We start from the raw sequence: 21,427 nt of genomic DNA, 5'->3' as shown, positions 1-21,427 counted from the left end.
CGTCCGTCATGGCCGAAACCGATGGATGTGCTGGCGGCGCTCGTGAGACTGGCGTAGGAGAGAAGCGAGACCTGTGAGTGCTGCGACGACGCGAAGCCGTACGGCCCGTGCGGCCCGTACCCCCGTTCCCGACCGCCTGTGCGCCGAGGCGGTAGACCTGGCCCGGTCGGCCGCCGAGGAGGCCGCCGCCCCGGGGATCGTGGGCGAGCATGTGGCCGTGGTCTCCGAGGGGGACCGGGTCGTCACCCACTTCTTCGAGTGCAAGGAGCCGGGCTACCGGGGCTGGCGCTGGGCGGTGACCGTGGCCCGGGCCTCCCGCGCCCGGTACGTGACCATCGACGAAACGGTGCTGCTGCCGGGCAGTGACGCCCTCCTCGCCCCGGAGTGGGTGCCGTGGAGCGAGCGGCTGCGCCCCGGCGACATGGGCCCCGGCGACCTGCTGCCCACCGAGGCGGACGACATCCGTCTGGAGCCCGGCTACACCGGCGAGGACGAGCCGCCGCCGAACTCGGTGGTCCCCGAGGTCTCCCACGAGCTGGCCGAGCGGGCCGACGCGGAGGACGCCGAGCTGACCACCCGGCCCGCGACGACGACCCGGGGATCGATCGCGGCGGTCGCGGACGAGCTGGGCATGCGGCGGGCCCGGGTGCTGTCCCGGTACGGGCTGCGCATGGCGGCCGACCGGTGGGACGAGGAGTTCGGCGCCCGGACGCCGATGGCGCAGGCGGCCCCGGCCACCTGCTCCTCCTGCGCCTTCCTGGTGCCGCTGGCCGGGTCGCTCCGGCAGGCGTTCGGGGTCTGCGCCAACGAGTTCGGCCCGGCCGACGGGCGGGTCGTCTCGCTCGCGTACGGCTGCGGCGGCCACTCCGAGGCGGCCGTCATGCCGAAGACGCCGAAGCCCGCGCCGCACGCCCTGGACACGATGCGGGTCGACGAGTACCCGCTCCGTCCGGCCCGCGACTCCGGGTCGGTCCCGGCGGAGGCGGACGGGCCGACGGAGGACCTCGGCCACTCGTAGGGCCCGTCCCCGTCCCCGTCCCGGGCGGCCGCACGGCCCGGGGCGCGTACGGTCCGCGCCTCCGGGGGATCCCGGTCACGCGTCGGTGCGGCGCGGTCCGGGGGCGCGTACCGGCCCCCGGCCCCGGCCGGTTCCGGCGCCGCCCGCGTACGGGCACGCCCCCGGGCCGCCGCATTCCGCAGGTGGGCAGCGCCCGAACCGGTCGATGCCCCGTCCCGTGGCCACGCCCCGCGCGAGGACCCGGTACCTTCGGGCGCACACTGGGCCCCATGGGCCGTGCGTGACCGGATACCGGAAAGAGCGGAGCAGAGCGTGGGCATGAATGCGACCGAGGGGGCCGACCCGTTCGGGACCGCGCGACTGCGGCGCGGAGTGCTCGACTCCTGGGGCGCCGGCCCCACCCGGTTCCGCGAGGACGCCAACGCGGAGGAGGAGCTGGCGCTCGGCGGCTACCGCGACCGCCTCGTCGTCGAGCTGGCCCAGAACGCCGCCGACGCCGCCGCCCGCGCCGGTGTCCCCGGCCGCCTCCGCCTCACCCTGCGCCCCGCCGGGCCGGACGGCCCCGCCGTCCTCGCCGCCGCCAACACCGGGGCACCGCTGGACGCCACCGGCGTCGAGTCGCTCTCCACGCTCCGCGCCTCCGCCAAGCGGGAGGGGCACGAGGGCGCGGTCGGCCGGTTCGGTGTCGGCTTCGCCGCGGTCCTCGCGGTGAGCGACGAACCCGCCGTGGTCGGCCGGCACGGCGGCGTCCGCTGGTCCCTCGCCGAGGCCCGCGACCTCGCCGCCGGGGCCGCCACCGCCAGCCCCGGACTCGGCGACGAACTGCGCCGCCGCGACGGCCACGTTCCGCTGCTCCGGCTCCCGCTGCCCGCCGAGGGCACCGCACCCGAGGGCTACGACACCGTCGTCGTCCTCCCCCTGCGCGACGGCACCGCCGAGGACCTGGTGGACCGGCTGCTCGCCGCGGTCGACGACGCCCTGCTGCTCACCCTGCGCGGCCTCGAAGAGATCGTGGTCGAGACCCCCGGGACCGTACGCACCCTGCGCCGCACCGAACACGGCCCGTACACCCACGTCGAGGACACCGCGCACGGCACCAACCGCTGGCGCACCGTCACCCACCACGGCCCCGTCGGACCCGAACTGCTCGCCGACCGCCCCCGCGAGGAGCGGCTGCGCCCGCACTGGTCGGTCACCTGGGCCGTGCCGGTGGACGCGGAGGGCGCCCCGGTCCGCCCCCGCACCCTCCCCGTCGTCCACGCCCCGACCCCCACCGACGAACCCCTCGGCGTCCCCGCGCTGCTCATCGCCTCGCTGCCCCTGGACACCGCGCGCCGCCACTTCGCCCCGGGACCGCTCACCGACTTCCTGGTGGAGCGCGCCGCCGACGCGTACGCCGAACTGCTCGCCGCCTGGCGGCCGGTCACCGCCGCCACCGTCGACCTGGTACCCGGCCCGCTCGGCACCGGCGAACTCGACGGGAGGCTGCGCGCCGCGATCCTGGAGCGGCTGCCGCGCGTCGCGTTCCTGGCCCCCGCCGCCCCCCGCGACACCACCACCGACGAGACCGCCGGCCGGTACGACTGGGAGGACGGCCCCACGGACGGCCCCACGAGCGCACCCGCCGCCGAGGAGGCCACCGGGGCGCTGCGCCCCATCGAGGCCGAGGTGGTGGAGGGCGTCGGCGCCGAGACCGTACGGGTGCTCGCCGAGGTGCTGCCGTGCCTGCTCCCCGCCGGCCTCGAACGCCGCGCCGAACTGCGCACGCTGGGCGTCGCCCGGGTGCCGCTCACCGAGGCGATCGACCGGCTCGCCGGACTGGAGCGCGACCCCGGCTGGTGGCGGCGGCTCTACGACAGCCTCTCCGGCATCGACCCGGACCGCCTCACCGGCCTGCCCGTGCCGCTGGCCGGGACGCCGGGCACGGACGGACCGGAGGACGGGCCCCTCGCCCCCGTCCTGCCCCGCACCACCATCGGGCCGCGCCAGGTCCTCCTCCCGCTCCCCGACGCCCTCACCGGCCCCGTTCTCGAACGGCTCGCCCGGCTCGGGCTGAAGGTCGCCCACCCTGACGCCGCCCACCCCCTCCTGGAGAAGCTGGGCGCCCTGCCCGCCACCCCGCGCGCCGTGCTGACCACCCCGCAGGTGCGGGCCGCCGTCGCCGGATCGCTGGACGCGGGCGAGATCTGGGACGAGGACGGACTGGACGCCGACGAGCTCGCCGAGACCGTCCTCACCCTGGTGCGGGACGCCGAGCTGGCCCCCGGCGACGAACCCTGGCTGGGCGCCCTCGCCCTCCCCGACGAGGACGGCGAACCGGCCCCCGCCGGCGAACTCGTCCTCCCCGACAGCCCGTTCGCCGCCGTCATGCGCGAGGACGAACTGGCCCTGGTCGACCAGGAACTGGCCGACCGCTGGGGCGAGCAGCCGCTCACCGCCTGCGGGGTGCTCGCCACCTTCGCCCTCGTCCGGGCCACCGACGTCGTCCTCGACCCGGACGAACTCGAACCGCGCGAGGGCGACTTCGCCGAACCCGACGACGCCGGGCTGCTGGACGCCGTCGACGTCTGGTGCGAGGACGTCCTCGACCGGCTCCCCGACAGCCCCGTACCGCCGGTCGCCACCGAGATCGTCGCCGTCCGCGACCTCGACCTCGTCGCCGACGACGCCTGGCCGCAGGCGCTCGCCCTGCTCGCCCGGCCGCCGCTGCGGGACGCGCTGACCCAGCCGGTGCGGGTGCTGCTCCCGGACGGCACCACGCAGTCCGTCCGCCCCTACACCGCCTGGTGGCTGCGCGACCACCCGGTGCTCGACGGCCGCCGCCCCGCCGGGCTGCGCGCCGCCGGCGGCGACCCGCGACTGGCCGGGCTGTACGACGCGGCCGACGCGACCGGCTTCGACGACGCGCAGGTGCTGCACGCACTGGGCGTACGGACCTCCGTGGCCGCGCTGCTCGACGAGCCGGGCGGCGCCGCCGAACTCCTCGGCCGGCTCGCGGACCCGGACCGCCCGGTCGACCCCGTACAGCTGCACGCGCTGTACACGGCGCTGGCCGATCTGGACCCCGAGCAGGTCACGCTGGTGGACGAGGTGCGCGCGGTGGTCGACGGCGAGGTGCGGGTGGTGGACGCGGCGGACGCCCTGATCGCGGACGCCCCCGACCTGCTGCCGCTCACCTCCGGGCTGCCGCTGCTGCCGGTCGCACCGGCGCGGGCGGCGGAGCTGGCCGAGCTGCTCCAGGTCCGGCGGCTCGGCGAGAGCGTGGCGGCGGAGGTGACGACGGAGGGCGAGGAGCACCGCGTACCCGAGTCGGTGCGGGCCCTCCTCGGCGCGGGCACCCCGGACGTGTACGTGGAACACGGCGAGCTGTGCGCGGGCGGTGTCGAGCTGGACTGGCGCCGGACGCCGGACGGCACGGTGCACGCCGCCACGCTGGAGGGCGTCGCGGCGGGGCTGGCCTGGGCGGCGGGGCAGTGGCCGCGGCGCTTCGAGGTCGCGGCGCTGCTGGAGGACCCGTCCCGTACGGAGGAGTTGGCCCGGGACCGCTGGTTCGACTGAGTCGGGGCCGTCCGGCCGGGCCGCCCGCTTCCGGTCGGCCCGGGCGGCCGATCCGTACGTACGTATATGCGCGACCTTCGCAGGAAATCCATTTCCTTGTACAACCCTTTACGCGCCTCGCGGGTCTGGTCTCACGAGTCAGCAGACTCACGTCCGAACCAGCCCCGCCCGAGGCGCGTCCCGCGCCCGCGGGGCCTTCCTCCACGGGGAAATACATGCGAATTCGAGCCACTGTTGCTGCCGTCTCCGGCGCCTTGGCCCTGTCTGCTCTGGTTGTCCCGGCCGCTCAGGCGGGCGACTCCACCCCGAACCTGAACAAGCCGACGTCGGGTGCCGAGGTCTTCGGCACCGCCGCCCGGGGTGCGGCGAAGGCGTCCGCGTTCGCCGCCGCCGACGTGACGGAGCCGGTCATCTCGAAGGTCGTCGTCAACGGCGGCAAGGACATCGTCCTGGGCACCACGGCCAAGAAGACGATCTCCGTCTCCGTCACCGCCTCGCACCCCACCGGCGTCGTCGACGCCTACGTCGACCTGTGGCACGGCACCAACGGGGAGGACCTCGACGGCGCCCTGCTGCCGAACGGCGAGCAGGCCAACTGCACCAAGGTCAACGCGACGACCTCGACGTGCAAGATGACGATCACGATCGACCCGCGCGACGACCTCTACAAGAACTCCCTGGCCGGCACCTGGCACGTCACGGCGGCCGCGCTCTCCGGCGACGAGAGCATCTCGTACACCGACTACTACAGCACCGCCCGGGTCCAGCGGCTGTCGAAGCTGACGGTCAACGCCGCGCCGGAGCCGGTGAAGAAGGGCAAGACCCTCACCATCACCGGCAAGCTCTCCCGGGCCAACTGGGAGACCTTCAAGTACCAGGGCTACGCGACCCAGCCGGTGAAGCTTCAGTTCCGCAAGAAGAACAGCAGCACCTACACCACCGTCAAGACCATCAAGACCAGCAGCACCGGCACGCTGAAGACCACGGCCAAGGCCTCGGTCGACGGCTACTGGCGCTACAGCTTCGCCGGTACGTCCACCACCCCGGCCGTCAGCGCCGCCGGTGACTTCGTCGACGTGAAGTAGTCCGTGAAGCAACGCGTGAAGTAGTTCGTCCCCGTACGCAGCGGAATCCCCCACCGAGGGGGTCCCGCTGCGTACGTATATGCCCTGCCTTCGTGCCCTGCCGGTAACCCCGGCCCCACACCCACGGAGAGACCCTCATGCGTACCCGTTCCGCCGTCGCCGCGGCCTCCGGCGCCCTGGTCCTGTCCGCCCTCGGCCTCCCGGCGGCGCACGCCGCTCCGGTCGCCCCCGTCGTCTCGAAGGTCACCGTCAACGGGGGCAGGGACATCGTCCTCGGGACGACCGCGCCGCGCACGGTCACCGTCTCGGTCACCGCCTCCCACCCCTCCGGCATCGCCACCGGCTGGCTGCTCCTGTGGCACGGCAAGGACCAGGAGGAGGGACTGGACGCCGTCCTGCTGCCGAACGAGGAACGGGCGACCTGCGCCGCGGTGGACGCGACCACCAGCACCTGCTCGCTCACCCTGACCGTCGACCCCAGGACGGACCTGCCGAAGAACGCGGTGGCGGGGACCTGGCACGTACTGGCGGGCGCCCGGGCCGTGGACGGCTCCGACACCTCCTCCGACTTCGCCTCGACCGCCCGGGTGCAGCGCTACTCGAAGCTGACGGTGAACGCCGCGCCCGAGCCGGTGAAGAAGGGCAGGACCCTCACCATCACCGGCAAGCTCTCCCGGGCCAACTGGGAGGACCACGCGTACCACGGCTACGCGGGCCAGTCGGTGAAGCTCCAGTTCCGCAAGAAGAACAGCAGCACCTACACCACCGTCAAGACCGTCAGGACCAGCAGCACCGGCACGCTGAAGACCACGGCCAAGGCCTCGGTCGACGGCTACTGGCGCTACAGCTTCGCCGGCACGTCCACCACCCCGGCCGTGAGCGCCGCCGGTGACTTCGTCGACGTGAAGTGAAGTGAAGTGACGAAAGGGCGGCCCCCGATCGGGGACCGCCCTGCTTCGTGCCGGGACGCGGGCCGCGCGCGTCAGGAGGGGAAGCGCCGCCCGACCAGCCGCCAGGCGTACTCCAGCAGGGCCGACGCCGCCACCGCGATCCCCACCGCCGTCCACGGCATCGTCGTACCCACCAGCTTCAGCGCGAAGAACTCCTGGAGCCACGGCACCACCAGCACCAGCAGGAACGCCAGCCCCATCGCCAGCACCAGGCCGATCCGCCACCAGGTGTACGGACGGGCGATGATCGCCAGCACCCACATCGAGACCAGGAACAGCGTGAGCGTGGCCGCGCTGGTCTCGGCGTCGAGGGCGTCCGGGCCGGTGTAGTGGTGGCGGGCGATCAGATACGTGACGAAGGTCGCGACGGCCGCGATGACGCCGGACGGGATCGCGTACCGCATGACCCGGCGCACGAAGTGCGGATGGGCCCGTTCCGTGTTGGGCGCGAGGGCCAGGAAGAACGCCGGTACGCCGATGGTCAGCGTGGACAGCAGGGTCAGGTGGCGCGGCAGGAACGGGTAGTCGACCTGCGAGCAGACCACCAGGATCGCCAGCAGCACCGAGTAGACGGTCTTGGTCAGGAACAGGGTCGCGACCCGGGTGATGTTGCCGATCACCCGGCGGCCCTCGGCGACGACGGACGGCAGCGTCGCGAAGCTGTTGTTCAGCAGCACGATCTGGGCGACGGCCCGGGTGGCCTCGGAGCCCGAGCCCATGGAGACGCCGATGTCGGCGTCCTTCAGCGCCAGCACGTCGTTGACGCCGTCGCCGGTCATCGCGACGGTGTGGCCGCGGGACTGGAGGGCGGCGACCATGTCGCGCTTCTGCTGCGGGGTGACCCGGCCGAAGACCGCGTTCTCCTCCACGGCGGTGGCCATCTCGTCCGGTTCGGTGGGCAGCCGGCGCGCGTCCAGGGTGTGCTCGGCGCCCTGCATGCCGAGCTTCGCCGCGACCGCGCCGACCGAGACCGCGTTGTCGCCGGAGATCACCTTGGCGGCGACCCGCTGGTCCGCGAAGTAGGCCAGGGTCTCCTCGGCGTCCGGCCGCAGCCGCTGCTCCAGGACGACCAGGGCGCTCGGTACGGCGCCGACGGCCGCCTCCGGGCCGTCCAGCGACCCCTGCGCGCGGGCCAGCAGCAGCACCCGCAGGCCCTGCTGGTTGAGCTGCTCGATCTCGGCGAGCGCCGGGTCCTGCTCCGGCAGCAGGACGTCGGGGGCGCCGAGCAGCCAGGTGGAGTCGCGGCCGTCGCCCTCGTCGAAGGCGGCGCCGCTGTACTTGCGGGCCGAGGAGAACGGCAGCGTGGCGGTGCACCGCCAGGACCCGGCGTCCGGGTAGGCGTCCACGATGGCCTGGAGGCTGGCGTTGGGGCGGGGGTCGGAGGCGCCGAGGGCGCCGAGCACGGCGCCCGTGTACTTCTCGTCGGCGCCGCCCAGCGTCCGCACCTCGGTGACGTCCATGCCGCCCTCGGTGAGGGTGCCGGTCTTGTCCAGGCAGACGACGTCCACCCGGGCCAGCCCCTCGATGGCGGGCAGCTCCTGCACCAGGCACTGCTTGCGGCCGAGCCGTACCACCCCGATCGCGAAGGCGACGGAGGTCAGCAGCACCAGCCCCTCGGGGATCATCGGGACGATGCCGCCGACGGTGCGGGCGATCGACTCCTTGATGTTGTTGTCCTTGACGACGAGCTGGCTGATGACCAGGCCCAGCGCGGTCGGCACCATCATCCAGGTGACGTACTTGAGGATCGTGGAGATGCCGGTGCGCAGCTCGGACTGGACGAGCGTGAAGCGGGACGCCTCCTCGGCGAGCTGGGCGGCGTAGGCCTCGCGGCCGACCTTGGTGGCGGTGAACGCGCCACCGCCGGAGACCACGAAGCTGCCGGACATGACCGGGTCGCCGGGCCGCTTCAGCACCGGGTCGGCCTCGCCGGTGAGCAGCGACTCGTCGATCTCCAGCCCGTCGGCCTCGGCGACCGTGCCGTCCACCACCGCCTTGTCGCCGGGGCCCAGCTCGATGAGGTCGCCGAGGACGATCTCCGAGGTGGAGATCTCGGCGGCCACCCCGTCCCGGCGCACCGTGGGCTTCGCCTCGCCGATGACCGCCAGGGAGTCCAGGGTCTTCTTGGCCCGCCACTCCTGGATGATGCCGATACCGGTGTTCGCGATGATCACGAACCCGAAGAGGCTGTCCTGGAACGGCGCCACGAACAGCATGATCAGCCAGAGCACGCCGATGATCAGGTTGAACCGGGTGAAGACGTTGGCCCGGACGATCTCGCGCAGCGAGCGGGAGGACCGGACCGGTACGTCGTTGACCTCGCCGCGGGCGATCCGCTCGGCGACCTCGGCCGCGGTCAGCCCGCGGGGGTCGACCGCCGGGGCGGGCAACTCCACCGGGTGGACCGGATCCAGTTCCGCCCCGGCGTCGATCGTCGCCGGGCCGGGCAGGCCGGTGGAGCCTGCTATGCCCGGGTTGTGCTCATCGGAGGGATTCGATGCCCGCTGCGTCATGGTTTCGACGGTACGGGCAGATGGCCTGAATCACCCACCGGCTGGTACGAAGATCAGACCGGCGGAGGACGTCGACCAGGGGGGAATGGTCCTGTGGGGGTACGGGACGACCGGTGCCGGGGTAGTACGCCCTACTGGACCCGCCCTAAGTGGCGCTCTCGCCGCCCGCGGCCGGAGCGGCGGTGGCGGCCGCTGCCGCCGCCCGCTTGATCGCCGCGTCGCGCTTGCGGACGTACCAGATGCCGATCAGGCCGAGCCCGGCACCGGCCAGGCACGTCCACACCCACCACAGGTGGCCGTGGTCGTCGAACCAGCGGTAGAAGGGGATCTGGACCAGGAAGAGGACGAACCAGAGGATCGTGCCGCCGGTGATGGTGGCGACGACGGGCCCCTCCAGGGGCTCGGGTGCCTCGTGCTTCGGTGTCCACTTCGCCATGGGGTCAGTGTATGGGGCCCCTGTTCGAGTCGTCCCGGAAGCCTTCCGCAGGGCCGAACGGAGGGTGCCGACGCGCCTTCGGGTGGCTGCGCCCGGCCGCTCCAAAACGTTATGAAGCCCTTCCGGCCCAGGTCACCGATGTTCTACGCGCGGAGATAGCGATCTTCACCTTATGTATTCATACTGAATCTGCTTCATAATGACTTGATTTGTTCGTTAGAACGTCCAAATCTCTCTCATTCCTCCCCAACTACGTACGACTGAGGTCATACATGTCCCCCTCGGCCACCGCTCCGGTCGACGCCCAGCAGCCTGCGGCCCCCCAGCCGCAGAACGGTCTGGACCGTTTCTTCAAGATTTCCGAGCGGGGGTCGTCGGTCGCCCGCGAAATCCGTGGCGGATTCGCGACGTTCTTCGCGATGGCGTACATCATCGTGCTGAACCCGATCATTCTCGGCAGCGCGAAGGACATGTACGGCCACCAGCTCGACGGTGGTCAGCTGGTCACCGCCACCGTGCTGTCCGCCGCGTTCTCCACCCTCCTGATGGGTGTCATCGGCAATGTGCCGATCGCCCTGGCGGCCGGTCTCGGCGTCAACACCGTCGTGGCCCTCCAGCTCGCCCCCCGGATGAGCTGGCCGGACGCGATGGGCATGGTGGTCCTCGCGGGCATCGTGGTCATGCTGCTGGTCGCGACCGGGCTCCGGGAACGCGTGATGCACGCCGTACCGACATCGCTCCGCAAGGGCATCGCGATCGGCATCGGCCTCTTCATCCTGCTGATCGGCCTGGTCGACTCGGGCTTCGTCTCCCGCATCCCGGACGCCGCCCACACCACCGTCCCGCTCCAGCTCGGCGGCGACGGCCACCTCAACGGCTGGCCGGTCCTGGTCTTCGTCCTCGGCGCGCTGCTCACCCTCGGGCTGATCGTCCGCAAGGTGCCGGGCGCGATCCTGATCTCCATCGTCGCGATGACGATCGTCGCGGTGATCATCGACGCCGTCGGCGACCTGCCGGCCGGTTCCTGGGGCCTGACCGTCCCGCAGTGGCCGGGCAACCCGGTCGCCACCCCGGACTTCGGGCTGATCGGTGAGGCCAGTCTGTTCGGCGGCTTCAGCAAGGTGGGCGTGCTCACCGGCATCCTGTTCGTCTTCACCGTGCTGCTGTCCTGCTTCTTCGACGCGATGGGCACCATCCTCGGCGTCGGCGACGAGGCCAAGCTGACGGACGCCGACGGCAACTTCCCCGGCATCAACAAGGTGCTGTTCGTGGACGGCATCGCGGTCGCCGCCGGCGGTGGCACCTCCTCCTCGGCCACCACCTGCTTCGTGGAGTCCACGGCGGGCGTCGGCGAGGGCGCGCGCACCGGCTTCGCCAGCATCGTGACGGGCCTGCTCTTCACCGCGGCGCTGTTCTTCACCCCGCTCGCGACGATGGTCCCCTCGCAGGCGGCCACCCCCGCGCTGCTCGCGGTCGGCTTCCTGATCATCTCGGGCTCGGTGCGGGACATCGACTGGAGCGACTACACGCTCTCCATCCCGGCCTTCCTGGCCATGCTGATGATGCCGTTCACGTACTCGATCACCAACGGCATCGGCATCGGCTTCATCGCCTTCTCCGTGCTGCGCGTGGTCGCCGGCCGCTGGCGCGAGGTGCCGGTCCCGATGTACGTGGTCTCGGCGGTCTTCGTCTTCTACTACGCGATGCCGGCCCTCGGCCTCACGTGATCCCTCCGGCCCTGATCCCGGTGTCCCCGTCGGCGTCCCCGGGGCCGTAGAACTTCTCCGTCTCGTCGACGGCCGCCTTGAAGCGTTCGTCGAAGTCGTCGCGAATGAGCGTCCGGACCACATAGTCCTGGACGCTCATTCCGCGTTTCGCGGCATGCTGCCGGAGCCGGTCGAGCAGCTCGCCGTCCACCCGCAGACTGAGCACAGTCGATCCCATGGCCAGCAGGGTTACGTTCCGCTGCGCCGCCCCGTGTCACTTTCCGGAGGTGACTCACTCGTTCGAGTGAGGGATTGGGCGAAGTGCCTCCGCGTGTACACCTCGAATGGTCTTTAGGTTGAGTAATGAGTTACGCTAATGAACATGCCTGACCTGATCCACGACGGCGACAGTGCCGCCGCCGTGAGCTCCCTCCGCTCCGCCGTGATGCTGCTCAGCCGGCGACTCAAGCACCAGCGCGTCGACGAGTCGCTGAGCCCCACCGAGATGTCGGTGCTCGGCACGCTCGCCCGGTGCGGCTCGGCCACCCCGGGCGAGCTGGCCCGCAAGGAGCACGTACAGCCCCCGTCGATGACCCGCATCGTCGCGCTGCTGGAAGCGAAGGGCCTCGTCAGACTGGAACCGCACCCCGATGACCGTCGCCAGAAGGTGGTCAGCCAGACCGAGCGGGCGGAAGCCATGCTCGACGAGAGCCGCTCCAAGCGGAACGCCTGGCTGACCGCCCTCGCCGAGGGCCTGGACGAGGAGGAGTGGGAGACGCTTCGCAAGGCCGCACCCGTGCTGGAGAAGCTCGCCCACCTGTAGCGGGGCGGGCGGCCGCCGGTCCACAGCCGGCGCGCCGCCCGTCCGGCCGCCCCGTCACCCCGTGACCGCAGATGCCCGAGGAGGCGAACCCTTTTGAGTACGGGATCCGGAGCAGACTCCGCCCCCGCACCGACTTCCACCCACGAGAGCAAGCCCGGCGGGACCTTCTCGTCGCTGAGGATACGTAACTACCGCCTGTTCGCCACGGGCGCCGTGATATCCAACACCGGTACCTGGATGGCCCGGATCACCCAGGACTGGCTCGTACTGAGCCTCACCGGCTCCGCCGCCGCGGTCGGCATCACCACCGCCCTCCAGTTCCTCCCGATGCTCCTGTTCGGCCTCTACGGCGGAGTCATCGCGGACCGCTTCCCGAAGCGGAAGCTGCTGCTCGTCAGCCAGGCGGCGCTCGGCCTCTGCGGCCTCGCGCTCGCGGTGCTCACGCTCTCCGGCGTGGTCCAGGTGTGGCACGTCTACCTGATCGCCTTCCTGCTCGGCGTGGTGACGGTCGTCGACAACCCGGCCCGCCAGTCCTTCGTCTCCGAGATGGTCGGCCCCGCCCAGCTCCGCAACGCGGTCAGCCTCAACTCGGCGAACTTCCAGTCCGCCCGGCTCATCGGCCCGGCCGTCGCCGGTGTCCTCATCACCACGGTCGGCAGCGGCTGGGCCTTCATGTTCAACGGCCTGTCCTTCGCCGCCCCGCTCGTCGGCCTGCTGCTGATGCGCCCCGCGGAGTTCCACAGGACCACCGTCGTCCCGCGGGCCAAGGGCCAGCTCCGCGAGGGGCTGCGCTACGTCTCCGGGCGCCCCGACCTGATCTGGCCGATCGTCCTGGTCGGCTTCGTCGGCACCTTCGGATTCAACTTCCCGATCTGGCTCACCGCCTTCGCCGACGAGATCTTCCACGGCGGCGCCGGCATGTACTCCTTCTTCAACATCCTCATGGCGGCCGGCTCCCTCGCCGGAGCCCTGCTCGCCGCCCGCCGCCGCTCCTCCCGGCTGCGGATGCTGGTGGCCGCGGGAACCGCCTTCGGGCTGCTGGAGATCATCGCGTCGATGGCCCCGACCGTCTGGATCTTCGCGATCCTGCTGCTCCCGATCGGCATGATCGGGCTGACGACCAACATCAGCGCGAACACCAGCGTCCAGATGGCCGCCGACCCGGCCATGCGGGGCCGGGTCATGAGCCTCTACATGATGGTCTTCGCGGGGGGTACGCCGGTGGGCGCCCCGATCGTCGGCTGGATCAGCGACGCCTACGGGGTCCGTACCGGCATGGCCGTCGGCGGGGCGTTCTCGCTGCTGGCGGCGGTCGGCGTCGGACTGATGCTGGCCCGCGCGGGCGGCCTCAGGCTCCGGGTGGACCTGCGCCCCGGGCGGCCGCACGTGCGTTTCGTACCCCGCGAGGAGCTGGCCGCCGCGGCCTGACCCCCTCCCCGGGACCCCACCGCCCCGGCCGTGCCCCCACGGGTACCGCCGGGGCGGTGCCACACTCGGCACATGAGCCGTCTCCGACTCTTCGTCGCCGTGCTGCCGCCCGCCCCCGCCGTGGAGGAGCTGCGGCGCGCCGTCGCCCCGCTGCACGCCTCGCCCGAGGCCGCCGGGCTCCGCTGGACCGGCGTGCCCGGCTGGCACTTCACGCTCGCCTTCCTCGGACCCGTGGACGAGGGACTCCTGCCCGAGCTGACGGAGCGCCTCGGCCGGGCCGCCCGCCGCACCGACCCCTTCCCGCTGCGCATTCACGGCGCCGGGCGGTTCGGCGGCCGGGCGCTCTGGGCCGGGGCGGCGGGCGCCCTGGACGAGTTGCGGCTCCTCGCCGAGCGCGCCGACGCCGCCGCCCGCCGCACCGGCATCCCCATGGACGAGCACCGCCGCTACACCCCGCACCTCACCCTCGCCCGCAGCCGTCGTGCCGAGGTCGACCTGCGCCCCTGTGTCGAGGCGCTCGCCGACTTCGAGGGCACGGCGTGGGAGGTCGGCGAGCTGGCCCTCGTCCGCAGCAACCTGCCGGACTCCGGGGTGCCCGGCGAACGCCCCCGGTACGAGGTGGTCGCCTCCTGGGCGCTGGGACACTGAGCCGGGCGGTTAGGCTCGAAGGGTGGATCCCAAGACCAGAAACCGCATCATGGCGGCCGCTCTCGTACTGATGTTCGCCGTCGTCGCCGTGGCAGCCGCCGTCGGAGCCTGACCGGCGCTCCGTCGGGGGCCCCGACACCCGTTTCCGGCGAGCGTGCCGCAGGAGGCCGAACCGGTACGACGGCCCCGCGGCGGTCGGCGCGCGCCCGTCCGCGGACGGCGTACGCCCTCCGCGTGCGGCGGTACCTCCCGTCGCCGGCCGGGCGCGGAGGACGACCGGCCGCTCGGCGCCGAGTCCTTCGACGACCCGTTCCGGCGGGGCCTGCTCACGATCGCCCGCGCGACGAGCGAGGCGGAGCTGGAGTGGCTGGCGACGACCCTGGAGCGGCTGGAAGCCGTCTGAGACGGGAAACCGGATCCCTCGTGGAGTCGGGCGGGGGCTGGGGGACGCCGGGGGCCCGGGTGACGTCAGGGGCAGAGGGTCGCGCGCAGCGCGGCGTTCAGCCGCTTGCCCTGCGCGTCCGTGAGCGGCCGGGCATCGGTTCCGAACCGCTGGGCCGCCAGCGCGTCGGCCTTCGGGGAAGTGATCGAGGAGCACTGGTTCCGCCCGGCGTCGATCGCCCGCTCCTCGTCCACGACGAGCTGAGGGTCGACGGCCGCGATCGCGTCCAGGTACGCGTCCCGGGCGTCGCCGGTCGGAGCGGCCGGGATACCGGCGGCCCGCTCGGCGGCGGCGACCCCCTCCGGCGCGGGCTTCGTGACGTCCTCCTCGGCCGAACAGGCGGTCAGCGCGAGCAGCGCGGCGGCGGCGAGAAGGAGGCGAACGGGTCTCACGGTGGCACTCTCCGTACGTAGTTCTGTGCCCCGTGAGACCGGCGAGCTCCCCGAAGGGTTGTGACGTACTCCCGTGCGAGGGCGAACGGGAGGCCGTCGTCGTACCGCTCCCGGAGGAGAACGGAACGACGACGGCCCGCCCGTCCGGGCGCCCCTCGGGTTCCTACCAGGCGAACGCCTCCGGCGAGGGCCCCGGACCCGGGAAGATCTCGTCCAGCGAGGCCAGCAGCTCCGCCGACAGCTCCAGCTCCAGCGCCCGCAGCGCCGAGTCCAACTGCTCCTGGTTGCGCGGCCCGACGATCGGCCCGGTCACCCCGGGACGGGTCAGCAGCCAGGCCAGACCGACCTCGCCCGGCTCCAGTCCGTGCTTGTCCAGCAGGTCCTCGTACGCCTGGATCCGCTCGCGCTGAGCCGCGTCCTTGAGCGTGTCCGCGCTGCGGCCCGAGACCGAGCGGCTGCCCGTGCCCTCGCGCTCCTTGCGGAGCACCCCGCCCAGCAGCCCGCCGTGCAGCGGGGACCACGGGATGACCCCGAGCCCGTACTCCTGCGCGGCCGGGATGACCTCCATCTCGGCGCGGCGCTCGAACAGGTTGTAGACGCACTGCTCGCTGACCAGGCCCACCGAACCCCGCCGGGCGGCCAGCTCGTTGGCCTGGGCGATCTTGTAGCCGGGGAAGTTCGACGAACCGGCGTAGAGGATCTTGCCCTGCTGGACCAGGACGTCGATCGCCTGCCAGATCTCCTCGAACGGGGTGTTCCGGTCGACGTGGTGGAACTGGTACAGATCGATGTAGTCGGTCTGGAGCCGCTTCAGCGACGCCTCGACCGAGCGCCGGATGTTCACGGCGGAGAGCTTGTCGTGGTTGGGCCAGGCCTCGCCGTCGGGGCCCATGTTCCCGTACATCTTGGTGGCCAGGACCACCTTGTCGCGGCGCCCGCCGCCCTGGGCGAACCAGGTGCCGATGATCTCCTCGGTGCGGCCCTTGTTCTCGCCCCAGCCGTACACATTCGCGGTGTCGAAGAAGTTCAGACCCGTGTCCAGCGCCGCGTCCATGAGGACGTGGCTGTCCGCCTCGTTGGTCTGCGGGCCGAAGTTCATGGTGCCGAGGACGAGACGGCTGACCTTGAGTCCGGTGCGTCCGAGCTGTGTGTACTCCATGGACGACCACCCAACGCCTTCGAGTCCGCTCGAAGCAAGGGCATCGGGTACGCGCCGCCCCCGGCCGTCCCGTTCGAGGGACGGCCGGGGGCGGGCACTGTTGCGTCGCCCGGCCCGCTACTTCAGGTAGACGATCCCGTCGGCGGTGACCGTGGGGCGGCCCGAGGTGGCCACGACGACGATCTTGACGGTGTGCTTGGCACTGGACGACCAGCTCTTCGTCCACAGCGCGTCGCGGTACTTGGTGGTGCTGGACTTCAGGTCCACCGTGGACACCTTCTTCCCGTCCACGTACACGTACACCTGGCCCGAGCCGCTGGCCCGGGAGGCCACCAGGGCGACCGAGCGCCCGGTGAACGTCCAGCTCAGGGCGGCGTTCTTCTTGGAGCTGGAGTACGACTTGCCGCCCAGGTAGCTGGTGGACGACTTGGTCGTCCACGTGCCGGTCTTCGTGGCGGCGGTCTCCTGCATGATCACCGGCGTACCGGCGACCGACGCGGTGGCGGTGTTGCCCGCCAGGTCGTACGCCTTCATGGACCAGGTGGTCGCGGCGCCCGACTTCGCGGTGTGCGAGGCGCTGGTGGTGGCCGGACCGTACGTCTTGGCGACCGGCGCGGTGAGCCGGACCTCCTTCAGTACGGCGGTGTCGGCGGCCTTCCACTTCAGGGTGAGCGGCACGGCGGTGGTGTTCACGGTGCCGGTGCGCAGCGCCAGGTTCGGCTTGGTGGGGAACGTCGGCGCGGTCTTCTCGGCGACCACGGTGGCCGCCGCGGAGGTGGTGGTCCTCCCCGACTGGTGGGTGGCGCGGACCTGGATCTTGTGGGTGCCGAGCGCCAGGGTGGCGGCCGCCGAGGTGGTGGTGGAGGCGGTGGTGGCGACGGACTTGCCGTCGACCAGCAGCTCGTACTTGCTGATGAACACGTTCGGGGTGCTCGCCGACCAGCCGACGGTCACCGCGGACTTGGTGTAGTACGTGGAGCCCGAGAGCCCGGCGCCGGTCACCGACTTGATCGCCAGCCCGGTGACGGGGCCCGCGGCGAGCGTCCGGACCGTGCCCAGCTGCCCGTACAGCGCGGTGCCGGGGCACTGGGTGTTGAAGCCGTCGCGGTGCCCGGAGATCTGGTTGAAGGGGTACTTCGCACCGGCGGTGAACGCCTTGCCGAAGTAGTTCTTCCCGGAGGCGCCCGCGGTGAGCGTGGTGGTGCCCGCCGGGTCGCCCTTGTACTGGCCGAGCTTCCACGCGGCGACCCGGGCCACCGCCGTGGTCACCGCGGCGGGCGCGGTCGCGTCGGTGTACGTACCGATCACGGCGATACCGGCCGACTCACGGTTGAAGCCGTAGGTGTGCGCGCCGAGCACCGGCCGGTCCACGCCGCCCTTGCGGCCCTCGAAGACGGTGCCGCACTTGTCGACGAGGAAGTTGTAGCCGATGTCCTTCCAGCCCTCGCTCTTGACGTGGTACGCGTACAGGCTGCGCACGATCGCCGGGGACTCGGCGCAGGTGTAGGCGCTGTTCCCGGCGGTGTGGTGGACGAAGACGGCCTTGACGCCGTCCAGGTACTCCGGCGCCTCCGGGCTCATCGACTCGTCGGCGCCCCAGCCGGCCCGCGAGGTGATCGGGGGCTTCGGCACGCTCGACGACGGCGCGGGCGGCAGCGTCGTGGCGGGGGCGGAGCCGGACGGGGCCGAGGGGGTGGGGGTCGCCGGTGCGGTGGGCTGCCCGGTGGTGGGCGCGGGGGACTCCGGGGCGGGCGGCGTCGGTTCGGCGGGCGTGGTGCCCTCGTCCGGGGCGGCCGGGTCGGTGGTCTCCGGGGCGGCGGGCCCGATGGGATCGGCCGGGTCGGTGGCGGGCGGGTCCTCGGCGGGGAGGTCGGCGGCGTACGCGGCCGGCTCGGCGAGGAGGTCGGTGGTGGCCCGGGGGGCCTCGGCGGCCCGGGCGGCCGACAGGGTGGTGGAGACGGTGCCGCGGCCCGGGTCCACGGTGTCCAGCCGGAGCCCGGCGGGCAGCTTCGTGGAGATCCTGCCGCCCGCGTTGATCCGTGCCTCGACCCCGTTGGAGGGGCCCACCCAGAGCGGCTCGGTGCTGCCCCGGGTGCCGGACCTGCCGGCCTCCGTACGCCCGTCGCGGTCGGTCTCCAGCGGCGTCCAGGCCGTCCACTTCCCGGTGGCGGCGGACCTGGTCCGGACCTCGACGGGACCGGTCACGCGGGCCGCCGGGTCGGTCCAGGTGATGCCCAGCATGCTGAACGCCTCGGTGTCACGCCTGCCGAGCACCGCGGACGTGCCGCCCTCGCCGAGCTCCAGCGAGGTGCTGCGTACGTCGGTCCTCGGCGGGACGGACGTGGCCTCGCTGTCCACGGAGGAGTTGCCCGTCACCCCCTCGAAGACCAGGACACCGGCGACGGCCGAGGCCGCGACGGCGGCCGTGACCCGGGCTCTTCGGTTCGACAGCAGCCGTCTCTTCGGCGCTGTTCCGTGCTTCGATCTCATGTCGTACCCCCAGGGATCGTCTTCGACGTCTTCTCATCCGCTGACAAGCCGCTGCGGTCGACGGCGAGCACCGGTCGAGGATGACCTGGTGGGGGATACGAGTGCTCCCGCGCCCTGCACAGCGGACCCCAAGCTTCGCATGCGTGTGCGATGCCTCTTCCGGGCCCCCTGCCGGGGCGTAGCCTGGCTGCCGTGAACTCCGTGCCGAGCGTCCTGGCCGTACTCGACGAACTGATCCACAGCGTGACCCCCGAGGAACGGGGGGCCATCTGGCAACTGGCCGAAGAGGGCCGCGAGTTGGACGCCAACCTGGTGCGCCTGCCGCCCGGCGGCGAGGTCGGCACGCATCAGGAGGACGTGCTGGACGTCCTCCTGATCGCCCTCGACGGCGACGGCCGGATCGACACGGGCGACACGTCCCTGAAGCTGACCCCCTCCACGGTGCTCTGGCTCCCGAAGACCTCCCGACGCGCGCTCGCCGCGGGCCCGGACGGCCTCACCTACCTGACCGTCCACCGCCGCCGCCCCGGCCTCACGATCAAGCCCGCCCCGACGCCCGCCGCCCCCACGTACGAGGCCGGCGAGCCCCCGTGCATGCTCGACCGCGTCTGCCCCGCCTGCGGCCACCTCTCCCAGGACCCGGAGCCCCTCTTCTGCAGCCGCTGCGGCGAACGCTTCGCGTAGGTTTTCCCGGTAGGGCCGATGGGCCTGGGGCCCGATGGCAGTCCCCAGGGTGCCCGCACCTCCGGAAAGCCGGGGCGGAGCTATGCCGTCTCGTCCATGACCCGGGCGCGCTGTTCCAGCCTGTCCTGGAGGTCCGCCAGGTCGTCTTCCAGGAATTCATGGGTGAGGAATTCGATACCCTTGCGCAGATAGGGAAGTGAAACGCGCATTCCATAATTCTGGGGATCCGGTTGTGCGAAGAGATACTGCCAGTCGTAGAGCCCCTTGGTGCGCAGCATGACGTCAAGATATTCGCCGTACTTGATGTGGAGCCGGGTGGGCCCCTGCCTGAGGTCGAAGTACCAGAGTTCCGCTGATGCAGGATCGGAAGTGAGTCTCAGGGCGGAGTATGTGCCGGTTCCTCCGACGGGATGTGTTTCAAAGACCCTTAAATCGGCGACCAGCTTCTCTGTTTGGGAGGTATTCCCGGCGAGCGGGTTCCTGTGTGTTCCCCGGATCAGGGCATCGGCGACATGTGTGATGTGGAACTCCCCGGCGATTTCCTGAAAAGGTTCCAGGCCCCGCCAGGCGAAGAAGAGGTTGGATCTCCGGTGGAAGTTATCGGTCAGTTCATCGGGCAGCGGAGATTTCTCCACGATCCGTACGATGTCGAGCGCTTTCCGGGCACTCTCCAAGTGATCTGCGATCGGGCCTGGATCATACTTTTCCACACGTACCGAACTGCACTCCTGAACCTGTTCCACCGTCGTGCGAAGCCTGTGCTCGTACGGAGTTTCCATGTCTTCTCCAGGTCGGATGTCGCTTTTCAGTCGATCGAGTGAAAGTCAGTCGAACCTGAGCCTCTTCTGTCCGTCCGCATTCACCAGTTCCGCGCTGAGGTTCGGGAGTCTCAGAATTGCATCGGAGAGGTCGGTGAACTCCTTCTTCTTCGCCTCGTCCTTGACTCTCCTTGCTTCCGTCCTTCCTATTCCGAGCGAGGCGAAAACGCTGTACTTAACCCCTCGTGCGTTGATTCTCAGCACATCTTTTGCCAGTTCGGCAGGAGGGTCCTGCCTGTCGGAAAATGCGGCGGTCGCGGAACCATTCGGCGAGCGTTCTTTCCATGCGCCGCCCGTGTGGTCGTAGCCGCCCCACTTGACTCCGATGGTTTCCGGGAATCCCGGATGTGCGGCGAAGTACGTGACGTTCACTTCGTACCAGACCATGCGCTCGTAAGCCGGGTCCCCAGCAGGCTTGTCGAGCGATTTTCTTGCCGGGTTCTCCACGGCGTGCAGGAACATCGGATTGTTCACGAAACCGCGAGCAGGAACCAGGTTCGAGTCGACGGCGTCACCGCCCAGGAAGGCCGGGAGCAGGTGCATCTTGACCCAGGCGTTCTGGTCCGCCCTGTTCGGGGTCGTGTTGTAGCCGGCCGCCGTGCTCCATCCGGTCAACGTCGCGCCGTCGTACGTGTTTGCCTCCGTTCCTCTTTTGATGTCTTTGTTGATGTAGCTCGCCGTGGAAGGCCGGGCGAGGACACCATTCGTCATCGGGGGGAGAACCGGAGGGGGCAGTGGTGGTGCGGCCCCTGGTCGGTGCGCCAGACAGCCGGCAAGTCGGGAGAGGGAGCCGAGGAGGTCTTCGTAGGCCCCTTGGGTTCCGTCCGCCCCGGCGGACAGGGAGCGGAAGCGGCGGTTCAGCGAGGTGACCTCGTCCTTCTTTTCTTTCGCCTCCTTCAGTGCTGTATGAGAAGGGCTTCCCTCCGCTTCACCGGAGGCCTTCAGCTCGTCATCCCACTCCTTGAAATATTGCTCGATTCCCTGAGGGGTGCTGTGCACCATGAGGTCCGAGTTCGCGGATTTCCCATCGAACAGGACCTTGTGATTCTCCTTGTCGGCCGACTGGAAATTCTTCTTCGGAGTGGGATAGTCAGCGGAGTTCGACTTCCCATGCCCGCCTGCCTTCTTGTTCTTCTTGGGGTCTGATTTTCTTTTGAGTTTGTCCCAGAGGGCTTTGCCTTTTTTGGTGATGAGGTTGATGATTTTGTCGATGGCGCGGTTGACGGGTTTGGCGACGGTGTGGAAGACGGATTTGACTTTGTTGGCGAGGTTTCCGA

Annotated in this window: 18 protein-coding genes; 10 read left to right on the top strand and 8 right to left on the bottom strand. The window is 71.2% G+C overall.

The window, feature by feature from the left end:
* Nucleotides 1–73: 73 nt before the first annotated feature.
* The 4 genes from ACWC97_RS28130 (at nucleotide 74) to ACWC97_RS28115 (ending at nucleotide 6,572) form a co-directional block, all read left to right on the top strand.
* Nucleotides 74–1,018 carry a DUF3027 domain-containing protein gene (locus tag ACWC97_RS28130; RefSeq protein ID WP_352278644.1) on the top strand — a complete coding sequence of 315 codons (945 nt, stop codon included), beginning with the start codon at nucleotides 74–76 and terminating at the stop codon, nucleotides 1,016–1,018.
* Nucleotides 1,019–1,336: 318 nt separating this feature from the next.
* Nucleotides 1,337–4,576 (top strand): sacsin N-terminal ATP-binding-like domain-containing protein, encoded by a 3,240-nt coding sequence (locus ACWC97_RS28125; protein ID WP_450652405.1) that lies wholly within the window; start codon nucleotides 1,337–1,339, stop codon nucleotides 4,574–4,576.
* 215 nt (nucleotides 4,577–4,791) lie between these two features.
* Nucleotides 4,792–5,661, top strand: a complete 870-nt coding sequence (locus ACWC97_RS28120) for a DUF5707 domain-containing protein (protein WP_352278645.1) — start codon at nucleotides 4,792–4,794, stop codon at nucleotides 5,659–5,661.
* 137 nt (nucleotides 5,662–5,798) lie between these two features.
* Nucleotides 5,799–6,572, top strand: coding sequence for a DUF5707 domain-containing protein (locus ACWC97_RS28115; protein ID WP_352278647.1), 774 nt, complete (start codon nucleotides 5,799–5,801; stop codon nucleotides 6,570–6,572).
* Between the two features lie 71 nt (nucleotides 6,573–6,643).
* Here ACWC97_RS28115 and ACWC97_RS28110 read toward each other — a convergent pair whose 3' ends face one another.
* A complete protein-coding gene (locus ACWC97_RS28110) occupies nucleotides 6,644–9,124 on the bottom strand; it encodes a cation-translocating P-type ATPase (RefSeq protein ID WP_450652289.1) in 2,481 nt (826 codons plus the stop codon).
* A gap of 145 nt (nucleotides 9,125–9,269) precedes the next feature.
* Nucleotides 9,270–9,560 carry a DUF2530 domain-containing protein gene (locus tag ACWC97_RS28105; protein WP_450652287.1) on the bottom strand — a complete coding sequence of 97 codons (291 nt, stop codon included), beginning with the start codon at nucleotides 9,558–9,560 and terminating at the stop codon, nucleotides 9,270–9,272.
* Nucleotides 9,561–9,832: 272 nt separating this feature from the next.
* On the opposite strand from ACWC97_RS28105, the gene ACWC97_RS28100 reads away from it, so the two are divergent.
* Nucleotides 9,833–11,287 carry an NCS2 family permease gene (locus ACWC97_RS28100; RefSeq protein WP_352278651.1) on the top strand — a complete coding sequence of 485 codons (1,455 nt, stop codon included), beginning with the start codon at nucleotides 9,833–9,835 and terminating at the stop codon, nucleotides 11,285–11,287.
* Here the strand turns inward: ACWC97_RS28100 and ACWC97_RS28095 are convergent.
* Entirely contained in the window at nucleotides 11,280–11,504 is a 225-nt protein-coding gene (locus ACWC97_RS28095) for a ribbon-helix-helix protein, CopG family (protein WP_352278653.1), read from the bottom strand. The two genes, ACWC97_RS28100 and ACWC97_RS28095, sit on opposite strands and share 8 nt — an antisense overlap.
* Before the next feature lie 144 nt (nucleotides 11,505–11,648).
* Here ACWC97_RS28095 and ACWC97_RS28090 point away from each other — a divergent pair, with 144 nt between their 5' ends.
* From ACWC97_RS28090 to ACWC97_RS28075, 4 genes are all read left to right on the top strand, one after another.
* A complete protein-coding gene (locus tag ACWC97_RS28090) occupies nucleotides 11,649–12,089 on the top strand; it encodes a MarR family winged helix-turn-helix transcriptional regulator (protein ID WP_352278655.1) in 441 nt (146 codons plus the stop codon).
* Between the two features lie 93 nt (nucleotides 12,090–12,182).
* Nucleotides 12,183–13,517 (top strand): MFS transporter, encoded by a 1,335-nt coding sequence (locus tag ACWC97_RS28085; protein ID WP_352278656.1) that lies wholly within the window; start codon nucleotides 12,183–12,185, stop codon nucleotides 13,515–13,517.
* Between the two features lie 72 nt (nucleotides 13,518–13,589).
* Complete coding sequence (thpR, locus tag ACWC97_RS28080; protein ID WP_385214574.1) at nucleotides 13,590–14,165, top strand: RNA 2',3'-cyclic phosphodiesterase; 576 nt, start codon at nucleotides 13,590–13,592, stop codon at nucleotides 14,163–14,165.
* 154 nt (nucleotides 14,166–14,319) lie between these two features.
* The gene (locus tag ACWC97_RS28075; protein WP_450652283.1) at nucleotides 14,320–14,568 is read left to right on the top strand and encodes a hypothetical protein; all 249 of its coding nucleotides are present in this window, start codon (nucleotides 14,320–14,322) and stop codon (nucleotides 14,566–14,568) included.
* 65 nt (nucleotides 14,569–14,633) lie between these two features.
* Here the strand turns inward: ACWC97_RS28075 and ACWC97_RS28070 are convergent, their stop codons facing one another.
* The 3 genes from ACWC97_RS28070 to ACWC97_RS28060 form a co-directional block, all read right to left on the bottom strand.
* Complete coding sequence (locus tag ACWC97_RS28070; protein ID WP_352278659.1) at nucleotides 14,634–14,999, bottom strand: hypothetical protein; 366 nt, start codon at nucleotides 14,997–14,999, stop codon at nucleotides 14,634–14,636.
* A 163-nt stretch (nucleotides 15,000–15,162) separates the two neighbouring features.
* Nucleotides 15,163–16,158: an aldo/keto reductase gene (locus tag ACWC97_RS28065; RefSeq protein WP_450652281.1), complete on the bottom strand. Its 996-nt coding sequence runs from the start codon at nucleotides 16,156–16,158 to the stop codon at nucleotides 15,163–15,165.
* A 117-nt stretch (nucleotides 16,159–16,275) separates the two neighbouring features.
* A complete protein-coding gene (locus tag ACWC97_RS28060; RefSeq protein ID WP_450652279.1) occupies nucleotides 16,276–18,648 on the bottom strand; it encodes an N-acetylmuramoyl-L-alanine amidase in 2,373 nt (790 codons plus the stop codon).
* A gap of 192 nt (nucleotides 18,649–18,840) precedes the next feature.
* Here ACWC97_RS28060 and ACWC97_RS28055 point away from each other — a divergent pair, with 192 nt between their 5' ends.
* The gene (locus ACWC97_RS28055; protein WP_450652277.1) at nucleotides 18,841–19,332 is read left to right on the top strand and encodes a cupin domain-containing protein; all 492 of its coding nucleotides are present in this window, start codon (nucleotides 18,841–18,843) and stop codon (nucleotides 19,330–19,332) included.
* 80 nt (nucleotides 19,333–19,412) lie between these two features.
* Here the strand turns inward: ACWC97_RS28055 and ACWC97_RS28050 are convergent, their stop codons facing one another.
* Nucleotides 19,413–20,111 (bottom strand): hypothetical protein, encoded by a 699-nt coding sequence (locus tag ACWC97_RS28050; protein WP_352278667.1) that lies wholly within the window; start codon nucleotides 20,109–20,111, stop codon nucleotides 19,413–19,415.
* A gap of 45 nt (nucleotides 20,112–20,156) precedes the next feature.
* The coding region (locus tag ACWC97_RS28045) for a hypothetical protein (RefSeq protein WP_450652275.1) at nucleotides 20,157–21,427 on the bottom strand (1,271 nt) is incomplete at its 5' end.

It is taken from the genome of Streptomyces sp. NPDC001108, from assembly GCF_053598535.1.
The sequence above is the reverse complement of the archived record's forward strand: the minus strand, read 5'-3'. Positions and strand labels throughout refer to the sequence as shown.

What these genes read in the sequence shown, in the direction of transcription:
- ACWC97_RS28060 (WP_450652279.1), bottom strand. Translation starts at nt 18,648, where the DNA reads ATGAGATCGAAGCACGGAACAGCGCCGAAGAGACGGCTGCTGTCGAAC.
- ACWC97_RS28065 (WP_450652281.1), bottom strand. Translation starts at nt 16,158, where the DNA reads ATGGAGTACACACAGCTCGGACGCACCGGACTCAAGGTCAGCCGTCTC.
- thpR (WP_385214574.1), top strand. Translation starts at nt 13,590, where the DNA reads ATGAGCCGTCTCCGACTCTTCGTCGCCGTGCTGCCGCCCGCCCCCGCC.
- ACWC97_RS28050 (WP_352278667.1), bottom strand. Translation starts at nt 20,111, where the DNA reads ATGGAAACTCCGTACGAGCACAGGCTTCGCACGACGGTGGAACAGGTT.
- ACWC97_RS28115 (WP_352278647.1), top strand. Translation starts at nt 5,799, where the DNA reads ATGCGTACCCGTTCCGCCGTCGCCGCGGCCTCCGGCGCCCTGGTCCTG.
- ACWC97_RS28095 (WP_352278653.1), bottom strand. Translation starts at nt 11,504, where the DNA reads ATGGGATCGACTGTGCTCAGTCTGCGGGTGGACGGCGAGCTGCTCGAC.
- ACWC97_RS28125 (WP_450652405.1), top strand. Translation starts at nt 1,337, where the DNA reads ATGAATGCGACCGAGGGGGCCGACCCGTTCGGGACCGCGCGACTGCGG.
- ACWC97_RS28110 (WP_450652289.1), bottom strand. Translation starts at nt 9,124, where the DNA reads ATGACGCAGCGGGCATCGAATCCCTCCGATGAGCACAACCCGGGCATA.
- ACWC97_RS28120 (WP_352278645.1), top strand. Translation starts at nt 4,792, where the DNA reads ATGCGAATTCGAGCCACTGTTGCTGCCGTCTCCGGCGCCTTGGCCCTG.
- ACWC97_RS28105 (WP_450652287.1), bottom strand. Translation starts at nt 9,560, where the DNA reads ATGGCGAAGTGGACACCGAAGCACGAGGCACCCGAGCCCCTGGAGGGG.
- ACWC97_RS28100 (WP_352278651.1), top strand. Translation starts at nt 9,833, where the DNA reads ATGTCCCCCTCGGCCACCGCTCCGGTCGACGCCCAGCAGCCTGCGGCC.
- ACWC97_RS28090 (WP_352278655.1), top strand. Translation starts at nt 11,649, where the DNA reads ATGCCTGACCTGATCCACGACGGCGACAGTGCCGCCGCCGTGAGCTCC.